This is a genomic window from Streptomyces sp. NPDC054047, from assembly GCF_055585065.1.
The window spans coordinates 568,541-592,317 of the sequence record NZ_JBVJKV010000003.1; the positions used below are offsets into that span (position 1 = coordinate 568,541).

Genomic DNA, 23,777 nt, shown 5'->3' on the forward strand with positions numbered 1-23,777 from the left:
CGCCTGGCATGTCGGCGAACGGGGAGGCCTACGCGTCGGCGACGGAGTCGAACTCCACCTGGTCACGGGGCACGCCCTGGGCGTCCGCGTCCACCGAGCGGCGCAGGGCCTCGTGGAGCTTCGCCGGGGTCAGCACGCCGAGGAAGCGTGCCCCGTCGAGGACCGCGACCCAGCCCGCGTCGTGCTGGAGCATCACGCCGAACGCCTGCTTGAGCGGGGCGCCGACCGGGACCCACGCCTTCATGCGGTGGGCCAGATCGCCGACCCTGCCGCCCTCACCGGCCAGCGCCACCTCGTCGATGCCGACCCAGCCGTGCAGATCCCCGTCCGTGTCCAGGACGACGGCCCAGCGGGCGTCCTGCTCGCGCAGCCGGGCGGCGGCGTGCGCGGCGGGCTCGTCGAGGCGGACCACCGACGGCTGCTCCAGGTCGTCCGCCTGGATGTCGGTGACCGAGAGACGCTTCAGGCCCCGGTCGGCGCCCACGAACTCGGCGACGTACGGCGTCGCCGGAGTGCCGAGCACCGCACCGGGAGTGTCGAACTGCTCGATGCGCCCCTGCCCGTACACCGCGATCCGGTCACCGAGCCTGACCGCCTCCTCGATGTCGTGCGTGACCAGGAGGACCGTCTTGCGGACCGCCGCCTGCATCCGCAGGAACTCGTCCTGCAACTGCTCGCGCACCACCGGGTCGACCGCCCCGAACGGCTCGTCCATGAGCAGTACGGGCGGATCGGCGGCCAGCGCACGAGCCACGCCGACACGCTGGCGCTGGCCCCCGGACAGCTGCTCGGGGTAGCGCGATCCGTACGTCTTCGGGTCAAGGCCCACCAGGTCGAGCAGCTCGGCCGCCCGGGCCCGCGCCTTCGCCTTCTTCCAGCCGATCAGCGCGGGGACCGTCGCCGTGTTGTCGAGGATCGTCCGGTGCGGGAAGAGCCCCACCTGCTGAATGACGTAGCCGATACGGCGACGCAGGCGGACCGGGTCCATGTCCGCGATGTTCTCGTCGTTCACGAAGATGCGGCCCGCGGTCGGCTCGATGAGGCGGTTCACCATCATCATCGTGGTCGTCTTGCCGCATCCGGACGGTCCGACGAGCGTGACAAGTTCACCCTGGGCGACCTCGAAGGACAGCTCGTCCACGGCCATCGTGCCGTCCGGGTAACGCTTGCTGACCTGCTCGAACCGGATCATGCACTCACGCTAGCCGCGGCCCTCGGACTCCGCTCACCAGCACCACCTCCAGAGTGCGCGGGCCGTGCACGCCCTCCACCCGGTCCAGTTCGATGTCGCTGGTCGCGGACGGTCCCGAGATCCAGGTGAGCGGGCGGAGCGGGTCGAGCCGTTCGAGTGCCTGCGGGACGGAGGAGACCACCTGGTCCGGGACCCGCACGACACAGACGTGGTGATCGGGGACGAGCGTGATGCGACGACGGCCCTGGTCCGCACTGCCGTCCAGGACGATCGTGCCGGTCTCGGCGACGGCGAGCGCGCAGCCGGTGACGACGCTGTCGACCGCGTCGAGCTCGCGCGGGGTGCTCGCGGCACGGTCGTGCACACGGGCCGCGTCGGCGCCGTCCAGCCAGTGCGCCGGCAGACCGGGCGGCACGAGCACGGTCCGCGCGCCGCGTGCCGCGAGCAGACGCATGAGCAGCTGAGGCAGCTCATCGTCCGCGCAGCGGTGCACGAGCGCGCGATAGTCGGCGAGGTTCTCCGCGAGCAGCTCGACGGTCTGCTCGGTGGTGCGGTCGCCGTGCTCGCGCAGATAGTCGCGCGGGACGGCCGTGTCGTAGGCATCGCTCTCCCCACCGCCGCTCTCCCCGCTGTCGCTCACGTCGGCCAGTGCTCGCCGGACGCGGCCCAGGATCTGGTCCCTGCTGCTCACTTCTTCTCGCCCTTCTGTGCCTTCTGCACCTGGCCGCCGTTCGTACGCCGCCACCAGTCACGGAACGGCTCCGCCGGCACCTTCGGCAGGTCCCGCGTCGCGCTCCACGCCCGGCCCGGGCCCGGCAGCGTGCGCGGATGGAGACGCCGGGTCCCGGACGCCAAGCGCTGCCCGGTCCGCAGCGCCCCCGGGCGGCCGAACGCCCAGCCCGCCGCGCGCATCGCCGCCCGCTCCGCGGCGTGCCCCTTCGCGGGCCGCAGCGTCACCTTCGTGCCGTGCCGTGTCACCTCGCCGCCCTGGACCACCCGCTCCCGCAGGTGGACGAGGACTTCGGGGATGTCGATGGCCACCGGGCACACCTCGTAGCAGGCGCCGCAGAGCGACGACGCGTAGGGGAGCGAGGCGTCGATCTCGCTCTGGGTGCCGCGCAGCTGGGGGCTGAGGATCGCTCCGATGGGGCCGGGGTAGACCGAGCCGTACGCGTGGCCTCCGGCTCGTTCGTACACGGGGCAGACGTTGAGGCAGGCCGAGCAGCGGATGCAGCGCAGTGCCTGGCGGCCCACCTCGTCGGCGAGCGTGTCGGTGCGGCCGTTGTCGAGCAGCACGAGGTGGAAGGTGCTCGGGCCGTCCTCCTGGGATGTTCCGGTCCACATCGACGTGTACGGATTCATCCGCTCGGCCGTCGAGGAACGGGGGAGCGTCTGGAGGAAGACCTCCAGGTCCCGCCAGGTCGGCACGATCTTCTCGATGCCGACGACCGAGATCAGCGTCTCGGGGAGCGTCAGGCACATACGGCCGTTGCCCTCCGACTCGACGACCACCAGCGTGCCCGTCTCGGCGACCATGAAGTTCGCCCCGGAGACGCCGACCTTGGCACGCAGGAACTTCTCCCGGAGATGGAGGCGGGCAGCCTCGGCGAGTTCGGCGGGGGTGTCGGTGAGGCCTTCCGGGGCGGGGCGGCCCCACTCGCTCATCTCACGCGCGAAGATCTCGCGGATCTCGCCGCGGTTGCGGTGGATGGCGGGGACGAGGATGTGCGAGGGGCGGTCCTTGCCGAGCTGCACGATGAGCTCGGCGAGGTCGGTCTCGTACGCGTGGATGCCCTCGGCCTCAAGGGCTTCGTTGAGGCCGATCTCCTGTGTGGCCATCGACTTGACCTTGACCACCTCGGTCTCGGCGGTGGCCTTGACCAGCTCGGTCACGATGCGGTTCGCCTCGTCGGCGTCCGCCGCCCAGTGCACGGTGCCGCCCGCCGCCGTGACCGACTCCTCCAACTGGATCAGGTAGCGGTCGAGATGGCGCAGGGTCTCGTCCTTGATCCGCTTGCCTGCCTCGCGGAGCTGGTCCCAGTCGTCCAGTTCGGCGACGGCGCGGGCCCGCTTGTCGCGGATGGTGTGCGTGGCGTGCCGCAGATTGGCGCGCAGGGTCTTGTTGCCCACGGCCTCGCGGGCCGCCGTGGGGAAGGCGGGCATGCCTACGAACGTGCCGCTCATGACAGGGGTTCCTCTTCCGTGCTCGCCAGGATCTCCGCGATGTGGACCGGGCGCAGGCCGCTCTTGAGGCGCGTCATCGTGCCCCCGATGTGCATCAGGCAGGAGTTGTCCGCCGCGCACAGGGTGTCGGCGCCCGTCGACTCGGCGTTGCGCACCTTGTCCGTACCCATCGCCGACGAGACATCGGAGTTCTTCATCGCGAAGGTGCCGCCGAAACCGCAGCACTCGTCCGCGCCCGGGAGCGTGCGCAGTTCAAGGCCCTTGACCGCTTGGAGCAGCCGCGTCGGACGGTCACCCAGGCCCAGACTCCGCAGGCCGTGGCAGGTCGGGTGGTACGTCACCGGGTGCGGGTAGTACGCCCCGACGTCCGTCACACCGAGGATGTCCACCAGGAACTCGGTGAGTTCGTACGTCTTGGGGACGACGGGTGCGAGGGTGGTCGCCAGGCCGTCGCCCCGGCCCTCGGAGCGGGCCCGCTCTCCCATGCGCGGGTACAGCTCGCGGACCATCGCGCCGCACGAACCGGACGGCGTCACGATCGCGTCGTACTCGTCCGAGCCGAATACATCGGAGAAATGACGGGCGAGCGGCTCTGCCTGGTGGCGGTATCCCGTGTTGTAGTGCGCCTGCCCGCAGCAGGTCTGCGCCATCGGGAAGTCGACCTCAACTCCTAGCCTGGTCAGCAGTTTCACCACCGCACGGCCTGTGTCGGGATAGAGCGTGTCGTTGACACAGGTCAGGAACAGAGCGACACGCATCGCGGGTTCCTCCTCGTCGATCATCGGATGGGTGCAGCGTATGCGCTGCGCGCGCTTTGCGGGAGTCATGGTGCGGGCACGCGTCGCGACGCCTCTTCCCATGCCGCCCGGTGCGCCGGGTCGGTGGTGGGCTCGTAGCGCGTCAACTGCTGCGTGCCGGCCAGCAGGGCGCGCATTTCGTGGCGGTCGCGGAGGAGGCCCTGCGCTCGTGCCTGTACGAGTACGTTGCCCAGCGCGGCGGCCTCGGCGGGGCCCGCGACGACCGGCAGCCCGCAGGCGTCCGCCGTCAGTTGGCAGAGGAGTTCGTTGCGTGCGCCGCCGCCGACCATGTGGACGACGTCCACGGTTCGGTCCGCGAGGCGTTGGGCGTCCTCGACGGCGCGGCGGTGGGCCAGGGCCAGGGAGTCGAGGATGCAGCGGGTCGTCTCGGCGTGGGTGCGGGGGACGGGCTGCGCTGTGGCCTCGCAGGCCTGGGCTATGCGGTGCGGCATGTTGCCGGGGGGCAGGAAGGCCGGGTCTGCCGCGTCGACGACCGAGCGGAGGGCAGGTACGTGGGCTGCCTCGCCGAGGAGCGCCTCCAGGGTGGGAGTGGCGGTGGACGTCTCCCAGGTGCGCAGGCACTCCTGGAGCAGCCACAGGCCCATGATGTTGCGGAGGTAGCGGACCGTGCCGTCGATGCCCAGTTCGTTGGTGAAGTTGGCCGCGCGGCTCTCCTCCGTGCGGATGGGGGCGGTCAGTTCCAGGCCTGCAAGTGACCAGGTGCCGGTGCAGATGTAGGCGAAGTTCTCGGTGGTGGCGGGGACGGCGGCCACTGCTGAGGCGGTGTCGTGAGAGGCGACCGTAGTGACGGGGGTGGGCGTGGCCAGGCCTGTGTCGTCCAGGACCTGCGGCAGCAGATGACCCGCCGGATCGCCGGGGCGCCGCACGGGAGGGAACAGGGTGAGGTCGATGCCGAGGCGTGTGGCCACGTCGTGGGACCAGGTGTTGGCAGCCGGGTCCATGAGCTGCGTGGTGGAGGCGTTGGTCAGCTCCGTGCCGAGTTCGCCCGTCAGCCAGTACGTCAGGAGATCCGGGATGAGCAACAGGTGCTTGGCGGCTGCTAGTTGGGCGGTCCCCTGCGCCGCCATGAGTTGGTAGAGCGTGTTGAAAGGGGCGTACTGGATACCGGTGGCGGCATACAGCTCGGTGGCCGGGACGGTCCCCCACGCTTTGGCCGCGACGCCCTCGGTGCGGGTGTCCCGGTAGTGCACCGGGTTGCCCAGGAGGGCGCCGTCCGCGTCCAGCAGGCCGTAGTCCACTGCCCAGCCGTCGATGCCGATGGAGGTGAGGGGGGCGGAGCCCACACCTGCGGCGCGCAGGCCGTCCAGGATTCCGGTGTAGAGGGAGAGGATGTCCCACCGCAGGGTGCCGGCGGTGCGGACCGGGCGGTTGGGGAAGCGGTGGGCTTCCTGGAGGGTGAGGGTGTCGGGGCCTGTCCGGGCCACCATGACGCGTCCGCTGGAGGCGCCGAGGTCGATCGCGGCGAAGCGGTGGGGTGAGCGGGGGGTGGGGGCGGGACGGGGCATTGGGGCTCGCAGGGGTTGACGGGCGGAGGGCGGGGGCCGTGGGCTGTGGGCTTGAGGGGGCGGAGGGTTGTGGGCTTGAGGGGGCGGAGGGTGAGTGCGGGTGGTCGGTGGGCGGGTGGTGCGACTTGGGGGCGGGGCCGCGCCGGTATGTCCGTCCTCGCTATCGTCCGGTGGCCCCATGGGTACTTCGGCGCCGGAGCGCCGCGAACCGTGCTCCGGGCGGACATACCGGCACGTCCCCTCACGTGTGCTCCCGACTGCGGGTGCGCGGGGGCCGCTGTCCCCCCGCTTGTTCGCCCCCCCCGGGTGGCTACGGGGCAATCGGGTGGGTGGGAAGCAAAGCTTGTTCGTGGGGAGGTGGATGCGGGGTTCTGGGATGCCAGCTAGGCGTTGCCCCCCGGCCGCGTGCGGGGCCGGGGGCCGGAGGGGGTGTCGGCTACCTGAGGAACGCCGCTGCTACGCCCGCGTCCACGGGTATGTGCAGGCCCGTCGTGTGGGACAGGTCGCCCGCCGTCAGGGCGAAGACCGCGTTGGCCACGTGCTCGGGCAGCACCTCGCGCTTGAGAAGGGTTCGTTGGGCGTAGAACGCGCCCAGGTTCTCCTCCTCGATCCCGTACGTCGCCGCGCGCTGCGCGCCCCAGCCGCCCGCGAAGATCCCTGAGCCGCGGACCACGCCGTCCGGGTTGACGCCGTTGACGCGTATGCCGTACTCGCCCAACTCGGCTGCCAGCAGACGGACCTGGTGGGCCTGGTCCGCCTTGGTGGCGGAGTACGCGATGTTGTTCGGGCCCGCGAACACCGCGTTCTTCGACGTGATGTAGATGATGTCGCCGCCCAGGGCCTGGTCCCGCATGACGCGGGCCGCCTCGCGGGAGACCAGGAAGGAGCCGCGGGCCATGATGTCGTGCTGTAGGTCCCAGTCACGGGCCGTGGTGTCGAGCAGGGGCTTGGAGATGGAGATGCCCGCGTTGTTCACCACCAGGTCGACGCCGCCGAAGGCGAGGGCTGTGGTGGTGAAGGCGCTCGTCACCTGGTCTTCGGACGTGACGTCCATGGGAATGGCGATGGCCTTGTCCGGGCCGCCCAACTCCTCCGCCACCGCCGCGGCGCTCTCCGCGTTCAGGTCCGCCACGGCGACGCAGGCGCCCTCCGACACCAAGCGGTGCGCGATCGCCTTGCCGATGCCGCTGCCCGCGCCGGTCACCAGAGCGACGCGGGTGGCCAGGGGCTTGGGGCGCGGGAGGCGTTGGAGCTTGGCCTCTTCCAGTGGCCAGTACTCGATGCGGAACTTCTCCGACTCGTGGATCGGGGCGTAGGTGGAGACGGCCTCGGCGCCGCGCATCACGTTGATGGCGTTCACGTAGAACTCGCCCGCCACGCGTGCCGTCTGCTTGTCCTTGCCGAAGGAGAACATTCCTACGCCGGGGACGAGGATGATCGCCGGGTCGGCGCCCCGCATGGCGGGAGACGCTGGGCCGGCGTGGCGGGTGTAGTAGGCCGCGTACTCCTCTCGGTACGCGGTGTGCAGTTCCTTGAGGCGGGTGATGGCCTCGTCGAGGGGTGCGGTGGGGGGAAGGTCCAGGACCAGCGGCCTGACCTTGGTGCGCAGGAAGTGGTCGGGGCAGGAGGTGCCCAGGGCCGCCAGGCGGGGGTGCTCCGCGCCGGCCAGGAAGTCCAGGACCGTGTCCGTGTCGGTGAAGTGGCCGATCTGGGGGCGGTCCTGAGACGCCAGTGAGCGGATGTGCGGGGCCAGCTCCGCCGCTCGGCGGTGGCGGGCCGGGGTGGGGAGCGGGGCGTAGTCGGCCAGGTGCTTGCCGAAGGGGGCGGGCTTGCCGCGATCGGTGAGGAACGCCTCGGCCGTGCGGATCATGTGCAGCGAGTTGCGCTCGCACTCCTCCGCCGTGGCGCCCCAGGCCGTGATGCCGTGACCGCCCAGGATGCAGCCGATGGCATCCGGGTTGGCTTCTTTCACCGCCGCGATGTCCAGGCCGAGCTGGAAACCGGGGCGGCGCCAGGGCACCCAGGCCACCGTCGAGCCGAAGCACTCGGCCGTGAGCTTCTCGCCGTCCGCGGCGCAGGCCAGGGCGATGCCCGAGTCCGGGTGCAGATGGTCCACGTGCGGTGCGTCGACCAGGGCGTGCATGGCCGTGTCGATGGAAGGGGCCGCGCCGCCCTTGCCGTGCAGGCAGTAGTCGAAGGCGGCGACCATCTCGTCCTCGCGATCCGCGCCGCCGTACACCTCCTTCAGTGCGTGGAGGCGGTCCAGGCGCAGGACCGCCAGGCCCTGTTCGGTGAGGGTGCCCAGGTCGCCGCCCGAGCCCTTGACCCACATCAGGTCCGTGTCCGCGCCGGTGACCGGGTCGGGGGCCGTGCCCTTCGCCGACGCGTTGCCGCCCGCGTAATTGGTGTTGCGCGGGTCGGCGCCCAAGCGGTGGGCGCGGTCCAGGAGTTCCTTGATCCGTGCGTGCTGTGTCATGTCGCTCATGCCCCCCATCCGGCCTGCTCGCCGCCCACGCGATCCTTGACGATCTGCTCCTGCCAGCCTGACTCCTGATAGGCCCTCATGGGATCAGGGTCGAGCCCCGAGTCCTCCCTGACTTCTGCCAGTAGGGGACGGACGTCGGTGTTGAAGGCGTCCATCAGCGCCGCGTTGGCGGCCAGCACGTCGCCCGTCCGCTGGGCCTCGGCCAGCGCGTCCGCGTCGACGAGCAGCGCTTTCGCCGTGGCCTCCTGCACGTTCATCACCGAGCGGATGATCGCGGGGATCTTCGCCTCGATGTTGTGGCACTGGTCGAGCATGAACGCGATGTCGGAGGTGAGGCCTCCGCCGCGGACGACCTCGTACATGATCCGGAAGAGCTGGAAGGGGTCCGCGGCGCCCGCCATCAGGTCGTCGTCCGCGTAGAAGCGCGAGTTGAAGTCGAAGGCGCCGAGGCGGCCCTCGCGCAGGAGGGTCGCGACGATGAACTCGATGTTGGTGCCGGGCGCGTGATGGCCGGTGTCGACGACGACCTGCGCCTTCGGGCCGAGCTTGAGGCAGTGCGCGTAGGCCGTGCCCCAGTCCGGGATGTCCGTCGCGTAGAAGGCCGGCTCGAAGAGCTTGTACTCGATGAGCATGCGCTGGTCGTCGCCGAGTCGGTCGTAGGTGGTCCGCAGCGCCTGCGACAGGCGGTCCTGGCGGCTGCGGATGTCGTCCTGGCCGGGGTAGTTGGTGCCGTCGGAGAACCACAGCTTCAGGTCGCGTGAACCCGTCGCGTCCATGATGTCGACGCACTCCAGGAGGTGGTCGAGCGCCTTGCGCCGGACCGTCGGGTCCGGGTTGGTGACCGAGCCGAGCTTGTAGTCGTCGTCCTGGAAGACGTTGGCGTTGATCGCGCCGAGCGTCACGCCGCGTTCGGCGGCGTAGTCGGCGAGTACCGCGTAGTCGTCGACCTTGTCCCAGGGGATGTGCAGGGCCACCTTGGGAGCCACACCCGTGTGGGCGTGCACGCGGGAGGCGTCGTCGATCTTCTCCCGGGTCGTGCGGGGGACACCTGGCTGCGCGAAGACCTTGAAGCGCGTACCGGAGTTGCCGTACGCCCAGGACGGGGTCTCCAGGGCCTGGGTGGTGAGTGCCGCTTTCACGGCGTCCTTGCTGGTTCCGGCGGTCATCGCGCAGCCTTCCGAAAGAGCGGTCGAGGTGGGTCAGTTGGAGAAGCGGTGGGTGCCGGAGGCCGCGGCGAAGACGGCGCAGCCGTCCTCCATCCGCAGGAACTCGGCCGCTTCGTGCGTCACTTGAGATCGTTCGTCGGCGGGGATCCAGACCTCCGCCGTGGTGTTGGCGGGCAGGGTGAGCGTGAGACGGAAGCCCTCGGAGTCCGTCTTCCAGTGGGTGGTGACCGGGCCGTAGAGGGCGTCGAAACTGCCCTGCGCCTCGGTCACGCCGCCGCCCGGGCGGGGGCGGACGAGGATCTTGCGGAAGCCCGGGTCGGCCGGTGCGATGCCCGCGATGTTCGCGTACATCCACTCGCCCACCGAGCCGTAGGCATAGTGGTTGAAGGAGTTCATGCCGGCGTCCTGGAAGCTGCCGTCCGGCTTGATGGAGTCCCAGCGCTCCCACATCGTCGTGGCGCCCTTGTCGATCTGGTAGCCCCAGCTGGGGAAGGACCGCTGGACCAGGAGGCGGTAGGCGACGTCCGTGTGGCCGGTTGCCGTCAGGACGGGAAGCAGCCGCGGGGTGCCCAGGAAGCCCGTCGACAGGTGCCACTCCTTGGACTTGATGAGCTCCACCAGACGGGCGGCCGCCGGTGCGCGGTCGCCGTCGGCGAGCAGCTCCATGGACAGGGCCAGGACGTACGCGGTCTGCGTGTCGCCCTTCACCCGGCCGCCGCTGGTGACGTATGCCGCGCGGAAGGCGTCTCGGACACTGCCGAAGAGCTTCTTGTACGGGGCAGGGTCCTTGCCCAGGGCTTCGGCGGTCCGCGCGACCAGGTCGGCGCTGTGCGCGAAGTAGGCCGTGCCGATGACGTCCTTGGGGGTCTCGTCCTGGATGTTGAGCCAGTCTCCGTAGCCCTCGGCGGGGCGCAGATATCCGGTGCTGTGCTTCTCCAGGTAGTCGAGCCACTTCAGCATCGAGGACCAGGACTGCTCCAGGACACGCGTGTCCCCGTACGCCTGGTACAGCGCCCAGGGGACGGTCACTCCGGCGTCTCCCCAGCCGGCCACGCCCTTGCCGACCGTTCCGACGAACGGGGCCACGTCAGGGAAGGCGCCGTCGTCGGGCTGCCCGTCGCGCAGGTCGTCGAGCCACTTGGTGAGGAAGCGCGCCGACTCCATCGTGTAGGCGGCGGTCGGCGCGAAGACGTTGATGTCGCCGGTCCAGCCGAGTCGCTCGTCGCGGGCCGGGGTGTCGGTGGGGACGGACAGGAAGTTGCCGCGCTGGCCCCATGTGATGTTGCTGTGCAGCTGGTTGAGCATGGGGACGTTCGTCTTGAAGTCCATCGTGAACGGAGCCGACGTGTGGATCACGCGGCCCACCACGGCGTCGCGCGGCGGCTTGCCCGGGTAGCCCGTCACCTCCACGTAGCGGAATCCGTGGAAGGTGAACCGCGGCTCGAACGTCTCCTTGCCGCCGCCCTTGAGCGTGTAGGTGTCGGTGGCGCGCGCGGTCCGCAGGTTGGTGGTGTAGATCGTTCCGTCGGGGTTGAGGACCTCCGCGTGGCGCAGCTGGACCTTCGTGCCGGCCTTCCCGGAGACGGTGAGGCGGACCGCGCCGACCATGTTCTGTCCAAGGTCGAAGACGAAGACGCCGGGCTCGGGCTCGCTCACCTTCTGGGTGGATATCTCGCTCTCCACGCGCGTGTGCCCGTCGATCTGGGCCACGACGGCGGCCTTCACCTTGTCGATGGCATCAGCCTTGATCCAGTCCGAGTCGTCGAACCCGGCGCGCGTCCAGCCCGCCGTCTCCAGGCGGGCGTCGTAGTCCTCGCCCGACAGGAGGTCCGCGGCGGTCACCGGTCCTGTGGCCGTGCGCCAGTCGGTGCCGGACAGCACACGGTCGGTCGAGCCGTCGGTGTACGTGACCTCCAGCTGGCCCAGGAACGCCGGTCGTTCGCCGTACTGATGCGGACCGAACATGCCGACGTTCCCCGCGTACCAGCCGACCGCGACCGTCACGCCGAGCGCGTTGGCACCGGGCTTCAGCTGCCGGGTCACGTCGTACGTCTGGTATTGGACCCGCTTGTCGTAGTCGGTCCAGCCGGGCGCCAGACGGTCGTCGCCGACGCGCTCGCCGTTCAGCCAGGCGTCGTAGAGGCCGAGAGCCGTGGAGTACAGCCGCGCCCGCGCGACCTTCTTGCCCGGACGCAGGCGGAACTCGTGGCGCAGCTGCGCGGCGGGGCAGTGGTGGGCGGCGACCTTGCCCCAGGGACCCGAGCCCCAGGCGGCGAGGACCTTCGACGCGGCCCAGGAGGCGTCGTCGAACCCGGTCGACCGCCAGTCGCCCGACGGCTCCTTGTCGGTGGCCTTCCACGTGCCGTCGGTGGTGAGCGTGCGCACGCCGTCGGCGGTCGTCAGCTCGAGCAGGCCGAGCAGACCGGCGGGGCCGGTCGTGGCGTTGGTGGCCGAGACGGCGACGACCGCGGCGCCGGGGCGCAGCTGGGCCGTGATGTCGACGACCACGGGGCGGCGCCAGTTGTCGGCGGCGCTGTCCGCTTCGGTGTGCGCCACCCGCGTGCCGTTCACGTACGCGGTGTAGCCGTCGTCGGCCGTCATGACGAGGCGCGCGCGAGTAACCCCTTCGGGGACATCGACGCGGCCGCGGAACCAACGGGTGGCCGCCGGGGCGCTGGTGGCGGGGTCGCCCTCGGGGAACCAGATCCACGAGGCGGCGTCCAGGGCGGGCGCGCCGACGAGGGACGCGGGCGCACCGATCCACCGTGCGGTCCAGTCCTTGGCCGCCAAGAGCCCGGTCTCCCACCAGGAGGGCTCGCTCCACTCGGAGGCCCGGCCCGCGCTGTCCCAGACCCGGACCGACCAGTAGTAGCGCGTACGGGACGTGAGGTCGGGGCCCGCGTAGGGGACCAGGACGGAGTCGCTGGACGCGACCTTGCCGCTGTCCCAGACGTCGGGCTCGGCAATGCGGCCCGGGGCGCTGGCCACGCGCACCTGATAGGCGGTCTGCGCCTGGCCCTCCTTGGTGGACGTCAGAGGCCAACTGAGCCTCGGACGCGGCACGTCGAGACCGAGGGGGTGTCTCACGTACTCGACGGTCGGTCTGGTCACGCGGAGGGCCCGGCCCCCCGCGGAAGGGGCGGCGACGGCCGCCGGAACGGCCCCGGCGGCCATCGCCGTTCCCAGGGCGGCCGTGGCGGTGGTGCTGAGCAGTCGTCTTCTGCTGATCACAACTCGACTCCGTAACGACTCGACGATGAATCGTTTCACGAGAGGCGAAGCTAGGGAGGGTGCTGCCTGATGTCAAGGGGGCTGGTGTGCTTTGCCCTTGGTGCATCAAGTGGCGTCAGGATTTTCAAGTCACGCCCATTGACGCCGTAGTTGGCGCGGGTTTAGCTTCCCTGAAAATTGATTGAAACCTTTCACGCCGGGTGTCCGGCAGGTGACTCCCGATGACGCCCGACCCCTGGCCCCGGCGCCTGACCACTGACGCCCGACGCCTGTTCCCCCATGCCAGAAGCCGTATGCCCTTCGTGACCGATCGGTGCTACCTATGAGAGAGCCCCCCGTCCTTGCCGTGCAGGGCCTGAGCAAGTCCTTCGGGGCGGTGCGCGCCCTGCACGACGTCTCCCTGGAGCTGTACGCCGGTGAGGCGCACGCCCTCGCGGGCGAGAACGGCGCAGGCAAATCCACCCTCATCAAGACCCTCGCCGGGGTCCACCGGCCGGACGCGGGGGAGCTGACGCTCGACGGGTCCCCGGTCGTCTTCCACGGCCCCGGCGACGCCAGGGACGCGGGCGTCGCCGTCATCTACCAGGAGCCGACGCTCTTCCCCGACCTCTCCGTCGCGGAGAACATCTTCATGGGGCGCCAGCCGCGCCGCTCGCTCGGCCGCGTCGACCACAAGGCCGTGCACGCGGCGGCCGACGCGCTCTTCAAGCGCCTGGCCGTGGACCTCGACCCCGACCAGCCCGCGCGCGGGCTTTCCATCGCCGACCAGCAGATCGTCGAGATCGCCAAGGCGCTCTCCTTCGACGCCCGGGTCCTGATCATGGACGAGCCGACCGCGGCGCTCACCGGCAGCGAAGTGGCCCGCCTCTTCGGCGTCGTCCGCACCCTGCGCGAACAGGGCGCCGCCGTGCTGTTCATCTCGCACCGCCTCGAGGAGATCTTCGAGCTGTGCCAGCGCGTCACCACCCTGCGGGACGGCGGCCTGATCGCGAGCGAGCCGCTCACCGGCCTGACCGAGGACGATCTCGTGCGCCGCATGGTGGGCCGTGACCTCGACGAGCTCTACCCGAAGCAGGACACCCAGGTGGGCGACGTCGCGCTGAGCGTCCGCAGGCTGACCCGCGAAGGCGTCTTCACCGACGTGTCGTTCGACGTGCGGCGCGGCGAGATCGTCGGACTGGCGGGACTCGTCGGAGCCGGACGCAGCGAGGTCGCGCGGGCGGTGTTCGGCGTCGACAAGTGGGACGCCGGAACGGTCGAGGTGCAAGGGAAGGCGCTGCTCAACGGCGCCCCGAGCACCGCCATGGCGGCCGGGCTCGCACTCGTCCCCGAGGACCGGCGCGCCCAGGGGCTGGTGATGGACATGTCCATCGAACGCAACATCGGCCTCACCGGGCTGCGGACGACGGTGCGCGCGGGCCTCATGGACCGCGGCGCCGAACGCAGCCGCTCGCTCGACTGGGCGGTGCGGCTCCAGGTGAAGTACGCGCGCATCGCCGACGCCGTCGGCACCCTGTCCGGCGGCAACCAGCAGAAGGTCGTCCTCGCCAAGTGGCTCGCCACCAAGCCCCAGGTGCTGATCGTGGATGAACCCACCCGCGGCATCGATGTCGGCACCAAGGCCGAAGTGCACCGTCTGCTTTCCGAACTCGCTGCCGAGGGGGTCGCGGTCCTGATGATCTCCTCCGACCTGCCCGAGATCCTCGGCATGGCCGACCGGGTCCTCGTCATGCACGAAGGGCGGCTCACCGCCGAGATCCCGCGCGCGCGGGCCACCGAGGAGTCCGTGATGGCGGCCGCCACAGGGAGGACGGCATGAGCGTGACCACCCAGAGCCCGGCACCCGCCGTCGACCCGGCGAAGGCCGGAGCCACCCGCCTGGTCGACCGCGTCTTCAAGATGCGCGAACTGGCCATCCTGCTGGTCTTCCTGGTGATGATCGGCGTCACCCAGGCGGGCAACAGCGAGTTCCTCTCCGAGCAGGGCATCAAGGACCTGCTCCTGAACGCCACCATCCTCGTCCTCGTCGCCACCGGACAGGCCCTGGTCGTCATCACCCGCAACGTCGACCTGTCGGTCGGCTCCACACTGGGGATCAGCGCCTTCGCCGCCGGCAACTACCTCCAGGGCGGCGGCGACTCGACGCTCGCCATCCTCCTCGCCGTCGCGCTCGGCGTCGGCTGCGGTCTGCTCAACGGGGCGCTCGTGAGCCTGGGCCAGGTGCCCGCCCTCGTCGTCACCCTCGGCACCCTCTACATCATCCGGGGCATCGACTCCATCTGGGTCGGCTCCCGGCAGATCACCGCCTCCGACCTGCCGGACGGCTTCGTCGACTTCGGCTCCGGCGGAATCTCGGCCGTGCCCTACCTGGCGCTGATCGCACTCGCCGTCCTGGTCGCGGTCGCCTACTACCTGCGGCACTTCGGCGGCGGACGCGAGCTCTACGCCCTCGGCTCCAACCCCGAGGCCGCACGCCTAGCCGGCATCCCCGTGCGCAAGCGCATCCTCGCCGCCTACACGGCCTGCGGAGCGCTCGCCGGACTCGCCGGCGCGCTCTACCTGGCCCGCTTCGGCAACGTCGACTCCGCCACCGGCAACGGCTACGAACTCACCGTCGTCAGCGCCGTCGTGGTCGGCGGCGTCGTCTTCACCGGCGGCTCCGGCAGCGTCTACGGCGCGGCACTGGGCGCCCTGCTCCTGACCTCCATCAACAGCGTGCTTCCCGCGCTCGGCGTCAGCTCCGTGTGGGTGCTCGCCATCAACGGCGTACTGCTCGTCCTGGCCATCGCCGTCGACCGCATCGTCGCCCTGCGCGTCGCCAAGGCCCTGAAGAAGAGGAACGCACGCCATGGCTGACTCCAACCGGCTCACGCTCACGCGCGCCGTCCGCTGGGACACCGTCGTCGGCGCTCTCCTTGTCGTCCTCCTCCTGATGTCCTTCTCCTTTGTCGACGGTTTCGGCAACGCCCTCAACCTGTCGTTCCTCATCGGCAACACGCTGCCCATCGCCCTGATCGCCCTCCCGATGACGCTCCTCGTCGTCTCCGGAGAGATCGACCTCTCGGTGGCCTCGACGGCGGGCCTCTCCGGAGCGGTGATGGGCGCGCTCTGGAACGCGGGAATGGCCATCGAGACGATCATTCCGCTCGTACTCCTGCTCGGAGTCCTCTGCGGTCTGGTCAACGGGCTCCTGGTGACGCGCCTGGGACTGCCCTCGCTCGCCGTCACCATCGGCACCATGGCCGCCTACCGGGGCATCGCACAGATCGTCCTCGGCTCGGACGCCGTCACCGACTTCCCCACGCAGTACCTGGACTTCGCGGCCGGACGCGTCGGCGACACCTTCCTGCCGTACGCCTTCCTGCCCTTCCTCGTGCTGCTCGCGATCGCCGTCGTCGTCCTGCACGCCACCCCCTTCGGGCGCTCGCTCTTCGCGATCGGCGCCAACGAGGAGGCCGCGCGGTTCGCCGGCGTCCGCGTCAAGCGGCACAAGCTGTGGCTGTTCGTCTTCACCGGTCTCATGGCCTCGCTCACGGGCATCTTCTGGGCCCTGCACTACGCGAGCGCCCGCTACGACAACGCCACCGGCCTCGAACTGTCCGTCGTCGCCGCCGTCCTGCTCGGCGGCATCGACTTCGACGGCGGCAAGGGCACCCTCGGCGGCGCCATCGCCGGAGTCTTCCTGCTCGGCGCCCTGCAGAACGCGATGAGCCTGCTGAACGTCTCCGCACAGTCGCAGATCGTCGTCACCGGCGTGCTGCTCGTGGTGTCCGTGCTCGGGCCGCGCGTGGCCCGGCAGATCGCCGTCGCCCGAGCGGGCCGCCGCGCCGCAGCGCCCGCCCGCTGACCCCTCGTACCGCCGACAAGTCGACAAGTCCGAAAGAAGTCCGAAAGGGACCAACGATGCTCTCTCCCCGCCGCTCCGTCCGCCGCTCCGCCCTCACCCGCGCCTGCGTGACCCTGGCAGCCGTCACCTCGCTCGCCCTGACCGCCACCGCCTGCGCAGGCACCACCAAGGAGTCCTCGAAGAACGACGACGCGGCCAAGGCCTCGAACGCCAAGGCCGACCCGGACGCGGCCACCAAGAAGGGCCTGACCGTCGCCTTCCTGCCCAAGCAGGTCAACAACCCGTACTTCACCGTCGCCGACAAGGGCGGCGAGAAAGCGCTCAAGGAGCTCGGGTCGACGTACAAGGAGACCGGCCCCAACAGCGCCACCGACACCAGCGGCCAGGTCTCCTACGTCAACACGCTCACCCAGCAGCAGGTCGACGCCATGGCCGTCTCCGCGCAGGACCCCGGCGCCCTGTGCACCGCCCTCAAGCAGGCCATGAAGAACGACATCAAGGTCGTCACCTACGACTCGGACACCAACCCCGGGTGCCGTGACGTGTTCGTCTCGCAGTCCAGCGCCGAAGCGCTCGGCCGCACCCAGGTCGAGCTGCTGGGCAAGCAGCTGGGCTACAAGGGCCACATCGCGATCCTCTCCGCCGCCCAGACCGCGACGAACCAGAACACCTGGATCGGCTTCATGAAGGACGAGCTGAAGAAGCCCAAGTACAAGAACATGAAGTTGGTCAAGACCGCCTACGGCAACGACGACGCCCAGCAGTCCTTCCAGCAGACCCAGGGCCTCCTCCAGGAGCACCCCAAGCTGGCCGGGATCATCTCGCCGACGACCGTCGGCATCAAGGCGGCCGCCCAGTACCTTTCGGGGTCGAAGTACAAGGGCAAGGTGCGGCTCACCGGCCTCGGCACGCCCAACGACATGCGCCAGTACGTGAAGAACGGCACCGTCGAGGGCTTCGAGCTGTGGGACCCGGCCAAGCTCGGCGCCCTCGCCGCGCACACCGCCGTGGCCCTGAAGTCCGGCCAGATCACCGGCAAGAAGGGCGAGAAGTTCGAGGCGGGCGACCTGGGCACCTTCACCATCGGCGACAAGGGGGTCGTCGATCTCGGCGAACCGACCGTCTTCGACAAGAAGAACATCGACCAGTACAAATTCTGAGGGGATCGCACGCTGCGGCGCACCAGGCGCCGCACGAGCAACGGAACAAGGGGACGCATGGTCGGCATCAAAGACGTGGCCAAGCACGCCGGCGTGTCGGTGGGCACGGTGTCGAATGTGATCAACCGCCCGGACGTGGTCTCCGAAGAGACCCGCCACCGGGTGCAGTCCGTGATCGAACGGCTCGGCTACGTCCGCAGCGAGTCCGCGCGGCAGCTGCGCGCGGGGCAGAGCCGCATCATGGCGCTGCTCGTGCTCGACATGGGCAACCCCTTCTTCGTGGACGTCGCGCGCGGCGCCGAGCGCGCGGCGCGCGACGCCGGGCTCCGCGTCATGATGTGCAACAGCGGACAGAGCCCCTCCGAAGAGGCCGAGTATCTGGCGCTCTTCGCCGAGCAACGGGTACGGGGGGTCCTGCTGACCCCGGCCGACGCGACGGGACGCAACATCGAGGCGTTCCGCAGGCACGCCATCCCCTTCGTCCTGGTCGACCGGGTCGCCGATGGCGCCACCGAGTGCTCCGTCTCCGTGGACGACGTCCTGGGCGGAGCGCTCGCGGTGCGCCACCTCGTCGACACGGGGCATCGCAGCATCGCGTACGTGAGCGGCCCGCCCGGCCTCAACCAGGTCAAGGACCGCAGGCAGGGAGCGCTGCAGGCGCTGGCCGAGGCCGGGCTTCCGGCATCCGCGCTGCGGGAGCTGCCCACCGAGCGCCTCGACGTGGCCGCGGGACGTGACGCGGGCGCCCGCGTCCTGGGTCTCGCCGAGCGGCCGACGGCCGTCTTCTGCGCGAACGACCTGCTCGCCCTCGGGGTGCTTCAGGCCATGTACGCGGCCGGGGTCAGCGTGCCCGAGGACATCGCCATCGTCGGCTACGACGACATCGAGTTCGCCGCCGCGGCCGTCGTCCCGCTCACCTCGGTGCGCCAGCCCGCCATCAAGATGGGCGCCATGGCCGCGGAACTCCTCCTGGAGGAGACCGAGTCGGACGCCGAGCCGGAAGAACACGATCACCGGCGGGTGGTCCTCCAGCCGGAGCTCGTCGTACGGCGCTCCAGCCTGGTGCCCCGCTGAACGGCCCCGCGACGGGTGTGCTGAACTGGGGCGAAGTGTCCCCTTCCGCATGCGCCCAGGAGCCCCCTTGACCGCCACTGCCTCCTACCGTCAGCCCGGTGTGGTCCTCACCGACCACCGCTTCTCCGTGCCCCTCGACCACGACGACCCGGCGGGGGAGCGGATCGAGGTCTTCGCCCGTGAGGCCGTGGCGAGCGCCCACGGGGGCCACGGGGGAACAGACCTGCCGTGGCTGGTGTATCTGCAGGGCGGTCCCGGGTGCGGGGCCAACCGCTTCGTGGGCAAGGAGGCGTGGCTGGGCAGGGCCCTTCAGGACTACCGGGTGCTGCTGCTCGACCAGCGCGGAACCGGCAGCTCCACCCCGGCCACGCGCCAGACGCTCCCGCTGCGCGGCGGCCCCCGCGAGCAGGCCGACTACCTCACGCATTTCCGCGCCGACTCCATCGTCCGCGACTGCGAACTGATCCGGCGCGAGCTGACCGGCGGCGCCCCCTGGACGGTCCTCGGCCAGAGCTTCGGCGGCTTCTGCGCCACCCACTACCTGTCGGCCGCCCCCGAAGGCCTGCACACCGCGATCATCACCGGCGGCCTGCCCACGCTCGACGGCCACGCCGACGACGTCTACCGTGCGGCCTACCCGCGCATGGCGCGCAAGAGCGCCGCCCACTACGCCCGCTACCCCCAGGACATCGAGCGCGCCCGCCGCATCGCCGCCCACCTCTCCGAGCACGAGCCGGTCCTGAACGGCGGCTACCGCCTCACCGTCGAGGCGTTCCAGTCCCTGGGCATGCTGCTCGGCACGAAGGACGGCAGCCACCGCCTGCACTACCTCCTGGAGGACGCCTTCGTGAGGACCCCGGCGGGCATCGAGCTCTCCGACGCGTTCCAGGAAGACGTACAGGCCAACCTGTCGCTCGCGAACCGCCCGCTCTTCGCGCTGATGCACGAGACGATCTACGGACAGGGCGAGCGGCCCACCGACTGGTCGGCAGAGCGGCTGCGCGGCGAGTTCCCGCAGTTCGACCCGGGCAAGGCGCTCGCCGGGGACGCGCCGCTGCTGTTCACCGGGGAAGCCGTCCAGCGCTGGCAGTTCGACTGCGATCCGGCCCTGCGGCCGCTGCGCGAGACCGCCGAGCTCCTTGCCGCACGCACCGACTGGGCGCCCCTCTACGACACGGCACGCCTGGCCGCGAACGAGGTGCCCGCCGCGGCCGCCGTCTACCACGACGACATGTACGTCGACACCGAACACTCCCTGCGCACCGCCCGCTCCATCCGCGGGCTGCGGACCTGGGTCACCGACGAGTACGAGCACGACGGCCTGCGGACGGGCTCGCCGCGCGTCCTCGACCGGCTGCTCGCCCTCGCCCGGGGCGAGGTCTGAGTCCTCCGCGACCGGGGGCGGCGAAGCTAGGCTGCGGGCATGACAGAGCCGTTGAATGCGAACGACCAGCTCACCCCCATGCCCGAGGACTGGCGGCGCGCCCTCGCCGTCGTCGCCCACCCCGACGACCTGGAGTACGGCTGCTCGGCCGCGATCGCCGGATGGACGGACGGCGGACGCGAGGTCGCCTACCTCCTGGCCAGCCGCGGTGAGGCGGGCATCGACACCCTCGACCCCGCCACCTGCGGCCCGCTGCGCGAGCGCGAGCAGCGGGCCAGCGCGGCCGTCGTCGGCGTGTCGACCGTGGAGTTCCTCGACCACAGGGACGGCGTGATCGAGTACGGGACCGCCCTGCGCCGCGACATCGCCGCCGCGGTCCGCAGGCACCGGCCCGAACTCGTGATCACGCTCAACCACCGCGACACCTGGGGCGGCGTCGCCTGGAACACCCCGGACCACGTAGCCGTCGGCCGCGCGACGCTCGACGCGGTGGGGGACGCGGGCAACCGCTGGATCTTCCCCGAGCTGCTCGAGGAGGACGCCCTCGAGCCCTGGGACGGCGTGCGCTGGGTGGCCGTCGCCGGTTCGTCGTCGCCCACGCACGCGGTGGACGCCACGGCCGGGCTCGAGCGCTCCGTGCGCTCCCTCCTCGAACACCGCACGTACATCGAGGTGTTGACGCAGGAGGACCCCGAGAAGTACTGCCGTGAGTTCCTCATCGGCAACGCCCAGCAGGCGGCGCCGCGCTTCGGAGGCAAGCCCGCGGTGCCGTTCGAGGTCTTCAGTCGCTGAGCCGGCGCCACTACGCTGACGGCACGTCAACTACCTGACGTCCCGTCAGGAACGTAGGCAGGAGCTGGTGCTGGATGATCGACACCATCGGCACGGACATCCCGGAGGGTGAGGAGCGGCTGCGCCTCGACGTCGAGGACGGCCTGGGCATCCTCACCCTCTGCCACCCGCGCAAGCTCAACGCGTGGAGCTGGGAGTCCACGCGCCAGCTGGGCATCTTCGCCGACCGCATCCGCTTCGACGACTCGATCCGGGCGGTGCTGCTGCGCGCCGAGGGGCGGGCGTTCTGTGCCGGGATCGACGTCACGGCCCTCAATGGCCGTGCGATCGACGGGCGTTCGGTCTCCGAACGCACCCACAACTACTACGAGGGCATGCGCTGGGTCCACGAACGCTTCCGCACGTTCGCGCGCCTCCCGCAGCCGGTCGTCGCCGCCGTGCAGGGGTACTGCCTGGGCTTCGGCTTCGAGCTCGCGCTGATGGCGGACGTGCGGATCGCTGCGGACGACGCGGTGTTCGCGCTCCCCGAGGCGCAGATCGGCGTCGCGGTGGACGCGGGCGGCGATCTGCGCATCGCGCGCGACGCGGGCGCGGGCTGGGCCAAACTGCTCTCGCTCACCGGGCGCCGCATCGACGCGGTCACGGCCGAACGGCTGCGCCTGGTCCAACTCGTCACGCCGGTGGACGAGTTGGCCAAGTCCGCCCGCGGCGTCGCCGCGGAGATCGCGGCGAACGCCCCGTTGGCCGTCCAGGGCATCAAACGGGGCATCGACGCGTACGCGGACGCGGGGATGGACGCCGCCCTCGACCGGGTCGCGATGAACGCGGCGATCACGCTGACGTCGGAGGACTCGCGTGCCGGGTACGCGGCCAAGGGGGAGCGGCGGGCGGCCACCTTCGAGGGGAAGTAGCCGCCGAGGCCCCCGGCGGGGCGGTCATCCCACGAAGGGTCCGCGCCCCATCTGCTCGCGCACCGTCACCACCTCCGGGCTCACGAGCCCCCGCCGCTGCCAGTTCGCGCCGTCGACCACCAGCGTGTGCCCGGTGATGAAGCGGGCGTAGGGGGACGCGAGGAAGGTCGCGGCCCAGCCCAGTTCGCGCGGGGCGCCGACGCGCAGGGCGGGCTGACGTGCGTCCAACCCCCTTGGCCGCTGATCGGGTTCGTCCTCCTGCGCGGGCGCCGGCCGGTCGAGGTTGCCGCGGATGTCGGCGGTCATGTCCTCGTGCGGCATCAGGCCGGGCACCAGGCCGTTGACCTGGATGCCGTACGGCCCCCACTCCACCGCCAGGCTCTCGACGAGACTCTTCACGCCCGCCTTGGCCGCCGCGCTGTGCGCGAAACCGGGGCCGCCCGTCCACGCGTACGAGGCTCCGATGTTGATGACGGAGCCGGGCGTCCCCGCCGCGAGATGGCGGCGGCCGAACTCCCGCGTCATGAAGAACGTCCCGGTCAGTGTGATGTCCACGACCGAGCGCCACGCGTTCGGGGACATGTCCTCGGCGGGCACGGGGAAGTTCGCCGCCGCGTTGTTGACCAGGACGCCCGGCAGACCGTACGCCTCCCGCGCCGCGTCGAAGACCTCGGCGACGCGGTCCGGGTCCCGGATGTCGCACGGCACGGCCGTCACCCGCCCGCCGAGGGCGGCGAGATCGTCCCGCGCCGCCTTCAGCCGCTCCTCCTTGCGGCTGGCGATCACCAGATCCGCCCCGAGCCGCGCGAACTCCGCGGCGATCGCCTTGCCGAGTCCGGTCCCGCCGCCGGTCACGAGGACGACCGTCCCCGCGTACGTCCCCTCGGGCAGCGCGCTGGCACCGGGCGGGGCGGGGGCCGGGAGCCCCGGCGGCACCCCTTCGCTCGCATCGTCCGTCATGGCCGCATCGATATCGCGGAACGCCTCAAAGCTCCATGGCCGCACGGAACTTCATGCCGGGGTACCCGCCTCCCCGCGCCGCGCCGCCACGCCTTCGTCGATGTCCCCGAGGGTGAGTTCGTGGTTGATCACGAGCCCGGCCTGGTAGCCCGCGGCCGCCGCGTTGACCACCTGCACCTTGGGGCCCACCGCGTTGCCCACGGCCCACACACCGGGGACGCTCGTGCGGCCGCCCGCGTCCACGGCCGGATACGGCCCGAACGGCGTGTCCTGGGTCCGTGCGCCGAGCCGGTCCGCCAGAGCGTTGCGCGGCACTGCCCCCGCCTCCACGAACAGCACCGAACGGGGGACCGTCCGGCCGTCCGCGAGCCGCACCCCCGCCAGGCGGTCGTCCCGCACGTCGAGTCCGGCCACCTCGCCCTCCACCACCGTGACCCCGGCGACGGCCAGCCTCTCCATGTCGTCGGCGGACAGCTTGGGCGCGGTGTGCGGGAACAGCGTCACATCCTTGGACCACTGCGTGACCAAAAGCGCCTGATGGATGCCGGTCACCGGCGAGGCGATCACACCGAAGGGCTGGTCCCGCACCTCATAGCCGTGGCAGTACGGGCAGTGCAGCACGTCGCGGCCCCAGCGCTCGGCGAGGCCCGGCACATCCGGCAGGGCGTCGACGAGCCCGGTGGCCAGGACGACCCGGCGGGCGTGCACGGACCGGCCGCCCGCGAGGTCGACCGTGAACTCGCCGGGGCCGTCGGCCCGCACGTCCGTGACGCGGTCGTCGGCTGTCTCCACGCCGTACGCCGCCACCTCCCGTCGCCCCGCGGCGAGGAACTCGGCGGGCGGCATCCCGTCCCGTGACAAGTAGCCCTGCATGTGCGCGGCGGGCGCGTTGCGCGGCTCGCCCGCGTCCACGATCAGTACGCGCCGCCGCGACCGGCCCAGGACGAGCCCCGCGCTGAGACCCGCCGCGCCGCCGCCGACGACGACCACGTCGTACGGGCCGTTGATGCTCTTCATCGTGACCACCTCCACGCAGACCGTCGCATCGACAGTGCGGTATTGACAATC

At 71.0% G+C, this 23,777-nt stretch carries 18 protein-coding genes; 8 read left to right on the forward strand and 10 right to left on the reverse strand.

The window, feature by feature from the left end:
- Nucleotides 1-28 precede the first annotated feature (28 nt).
- The 8 genes from ACZ6ZP_RS14300 to ACZ6ZP_RS14335 form a co-directional block, all read right to left on the reverse strand.
- Nucleotides 29-1,192 carry an ABC transporter ATP-binding protein gene (locus tag ACZ6ZP_RS14300; protein ID WP_351156777.1) on the reverse strand — a complete coding sequence of 388 codons (1,164 nt, stop codon included), beginning with the start codon at nt 1,190-1,192 and terminating at the stop codon, nt 29-31.
- Between the two features lie 4 nt (nt 1,193-1,196).
- Nucleotides 1,197-1,883 carry a LutC/YkgG family protein gene (locus ACZ6ZP_RS14305; RefSeq protein WP_351156775.1) on the reverse strand — a complete coding sequence of 229 codons (687 nt, stop codon included), beginning with the start codon at nt 1,881-1,883 and terminating at the stop codon, nt 1,197-1,199.
- Nucleotides 1,880-3,376, reverse strand: a complete 1,497-nt coding sequence (locus ACZ6ZP_RS14310) for a LutB/LldF family L-lactate oxidation iron-sulfur protein (RefSeq protein ID WP_351156772.1) — start codon at nt 3,374-3,376, stop codon at nt 1,880-1,882. Before ACZ6ZP_RS14310 ends, ACZ6ZP_RS14305 begins: the two co-directional genes overlap by 4 nt.
- Entirely contained in the window at nt 3,373-4,134 is a 762-nt protein-coding gene (locus tag ACZ6ZP_RS14315; protein WP_351156769.1) for a (Fe-S)-binding protein, read from the reverse strand. The genes ACZ6ZP_RS14310 and ACZ6ZP_RS14315 overlap by 4 nt, the downstream gene beginning before the upstream one ends.
- A 65-nt stretch (nt 4,135-4,199) precedes the next feature.
- Nucleotides 4,200-5,699 carry a rhamnulokinase gene (locus ACZ6ZP_RS14320; RefSeq protein WP_351156765.1) on the reverse strand — a complete coding sequence of 500 codons (1,500 nt, stop codon included), beginning with the start codon at nt 5,697-5,699 and terminating at the stop codon, nt 4,200-4,202.
- Nucleotides 5,700-6,135: 436 nt separating this feature from the next.
- Complete coding sequence (locus ACZ6ZP_RS14325) at nt 6,136-8,175, reverse strand: bifunctional aldolase/short-chain dehydrogenase (protein WP_351157953.1); 2,040 nt, start codon at nt 8,173-8,175, stop codon at nt 6,136-6,138.
- 5 nt (nt 8,176-8,180) lie between these two features.
- The gene (gene rhaI, locus ACZ6ZP_RS14330) at nt 8,181-9,350 is read right to left on the reverse strand and encodes an L-rhamnose isomerase (RefSeq protein ID WP_366464567.1); all 1,170 of its coding nucleotides are present in this window, start codon (nt 9,348-9,350) and stop codon (nt 8,181-8,183) included.
- Between the two features lie 33 nt (nt 9,351-9,383).
- The gene (locus tag ACZ6ZP_RS14335) at nt 9,384-12,581 is read right to left on the reverse strand and encodes an alpha-L-rhamnosidase (RefSeq protein ID WP_366464566.1); all 3,198 of its coding nucleotides are present in this window, start codon (nt 12,579-12,581) and stop codon (nt 9,384-9,386) included.
- Nucleotides 12,582-12,903: 322 nt separating this feature from the next.
- Here ACZ6ZP_RS14335 and ACZ6ZP_RS14340 point away from each other — a divergent pair, with 322 nt between their 5' ends.
- From ACZ6ZP_RS14340 to ACZ6ZP_RS14375, 8 genes are all read left to right on the forward strand, one after another.
- Nucleotides 12,904-14,400 carry a sugar ABC transporter ATP-binding protein gene (locus tag ACZ6ZP_RS14340; RefSeq protein ID WP_351156756.1) on the forward strand — a complete coding sequence of 499 codons (1,497 nt, stop codon included), beginning with the start codon at nt 12,904-12,906 and terminating at the stop codon, nt 14,398-14,400.
- Nucleotides 14,397-15,437, forward strand: coding sequence for an ABC transporter permease (locus tag ACZ6ZP_RS14345; protein WP_351156753.1), 1,041 nt, complete (start codon nt 14,397-14,399; stop codon nt 15,435-15,437). Before ACZ6ZP_RS14340 ends, ACZ6ZP_RS14345 begins: the two co-directional genes overlap by 4 nt.
- Nucleotides 15,430-16,428, forward strand: a complete 999-nt coding sequence (locus tag ACZ6ZP_RS14350) for an ABC transporter permease (RefSeq protein WP_361463969.1) — start codon at nt 15,430-15,432, stop codon at nt 16,426-16,428. The genes ACZ6ZP_RS14345 and ACZ6ZP_RS14350 overlap by 8 nt, the downstream gene beginning before the upstream one ends.
- A 56-nt stretch (nt 16,429-16,484) precedes the next feature.
- Nucleotides 16,485-17,588: a rhamnose ABC transporter substrate-binding protein gene (gene rhaS / locus ACZ6ZP_RS14355; RefSeq protein ID WP_469406898.1), complete on the forward strand. Its 1,104-nt coding sequence runs from the start codon at nt 16,485-16,487 to the stop codon at nt 17,586-17,588.
- Between the two features lie 57 nt (nt 17,589-17,645).
- Entirely contained in the window at nt 17,646-18,662 is a 1,017-nt protein-coding gene (locus ACZ6ZP_RS14360) for a LacI family DNA-binding transcriptional regulator (protein WP_351156744.1), read from the forward strand.
- 49 nt (nt 18,663-18,711) lie between these two features.
- The gene (locus ACZ6ZP_RS14365) at nt 18,712-20,046 is read left to right on the forward strand and encodes an alpha/beta fold hydrolase (protein WP_351156741.1); all 1,335 of its coding nucleotides are present in this window, start codon (nt 18,712-18,714) and stop codon (nt 20,044-20,046) included.
- A 39-nt stretch (nt 20,047-20,085) separates the two neighbouring features.
- Nucleotides 20,086-20,838: a PIG-L deacetylase family protein gene (locus ACZ6ZP_RS14370; RefSeq protein WP_351156739.1), complete on the forward strand. Its 753-nt coding sequence runs from the start codon at nt 20,086-20,088 to the stop codon at nt 20,836-20,838.
- A 74-nt stretch (nt 20,839-20,912) separates the two neighbouring features.
- Nucleotides 20,913-21,749, forward strand: a complete 837-nt coding sequence (locus ACZ6ZP_RS14375; protein WP_366464564.1) for an enoyl-CoA hydratase/isomerase family protein — start codon at nt 20,913-20,915, stop codon at nt 21,747-21,749.
- 24 nt (nt 21,750-21,773) lie between these two features.
- On the opposite strand, the gene ACZ6ZP_RS14380 is transcribed toward ACZ6ZP_RS14375, so the two are convergent.
- The gene (locus ACZ6ZP_RS14380) at nt 21,774-22,709 is read right to left on the reverse strand and encodes an SDR family oxidoreductase (RefSeq protein WP_361463960.1); all 936 of its coding nucleotides are present in this window, start codon (nt 22,707-22,709) and stop codon (nt 21,774-21,776) included.
- Between the two features lie 51 nt (nt 22,710-22,760).
- Nucleotides 22,761-23,726, reverse strand: coding sequence for an NAD(P)/FAD-dependent oxidoreductase (locus tag ACZ6ZP_RS14385; RefSeq protein ID WP_383816891.1), 966 nt, complete (start codon nt 23,724-23,726; stop codon nt 22,761-22,763).
- Between the last annotated feature and the right edge of the window lie 51 nt (nt 23,727-23,777).

Coding starts and splice junctions, on each gene's coding strand:
- ACZ6ZP_RS14360 (WP_351156744.1), top strand. CDS start 17,646: ATGGTCGGCATCAAAGACGTGGCCAAGCACGCCGGCGTGTCGGTGGGC.
- ACZ6ZP_RS14345 (WP_351156753.1), top strand. CDS start 14,397: ATGAGCGTGACCACCCAGAGCCCGGCACCCGCCGTCGACCCGGCGAAG.
- ACZ6ZP_RS14370 (WP_351156739.1), top strand. CDS start 20,086: ATGACAGAGCCGTTGAATGCGAACGACCAGCTCACCCCCATGCCCGAG.
- ACZ6ZP_RS14300 (WP_351156777.1), bottom strand. CDS start 1,192: ATGATCCGGTTCGAGCAGGTCAGCAAGCGTTACCCGGACGGCACGATG.
- ACZ6ZP_RS14375 (WP_366464564.1), top strand. CDS start 20,913: ATGATCGACACCATCGGCACGGACATCCCGGAGGGTGAGGAGCGGCTG.
- ACZ6ZP_RS14385 (WP_383816891.1), bottom strand. CDS start 23,726: ATGAAGAGCATCAACGGCCCGTACGACGTGGTCGTCGTCGGCGGCGGC.
- rhaS (WP_469406898.1), top strand. CDS start 16,485: ATGCTCTCTCCCCGCCGCTCCGTCCGCCGCTCCGCCCTCACCCGCGCC.
- ACZ6ZP_RS14320 (WP_351156765.1), bottom strand. CDS start 5,699: ATGCCCCGTCCCGCCCCCACCCCCCGCTCACCCCACCGCTTCGCCGCG.
- ACZ6ZP_RS14340 (WP_351156756.1), top strand. CDS start 12,904: ATGAGAGAGCCCCCCGTCCTTGCCGTGCAGGGCCTGAGCAAGTCCTTC.
- rhaI (WP_366464567.1), bottom strand. CDS start 9,350: ATGACCGCCGGAACCAGCAAGGACGCCGTGAAAGCGGCACTCACCACC.
- ACZ6ZP_RS14310 (WP_351156772.1), bottom strand. CDS start 3,376: ATGAGCGGCACGTTCGTAGGCATGCCCGCCTTCCCCACGGCGGCCCGC.
- ACZ6ZP_RS14365 (WP_351156741.1), top strand. CDS start 18,712: ATGCGCCCAGGAGCCCCCTTGACCGCCACTGCCTCCTACCGTCAGCCC.
- ACZ6ZP_RS14325 (WP_351157953.1), bottom strand. CDS start 8,175: ATGACACAGCACGCACGGATCAAGGAACTCCTGGACCGCGCCCACCGC.
- ACZ6ZP_RS14380 (WP_361463960.1), bottom strand. CDS start 22,709: ATGACGGACGATGCGAGCGAAGGGGTGCCGCCGGGGCTCCCGGCCCCC.
- ACZ6ZP_RS14350 (WP_361463969.1), top strand. CDS start 15,430: ATGGCTGACTCCAACCGGCTCACGCTCACGCGCGCCGTCCGCTGGGAC.
- ACZ6ZP_RS14315 (WP_351156769.1), bottom strand. CDS start 4,134: ATGCGTGTCGCTCTGTTCCTGACCTGTGTCAACGACACGCTCTATCCC.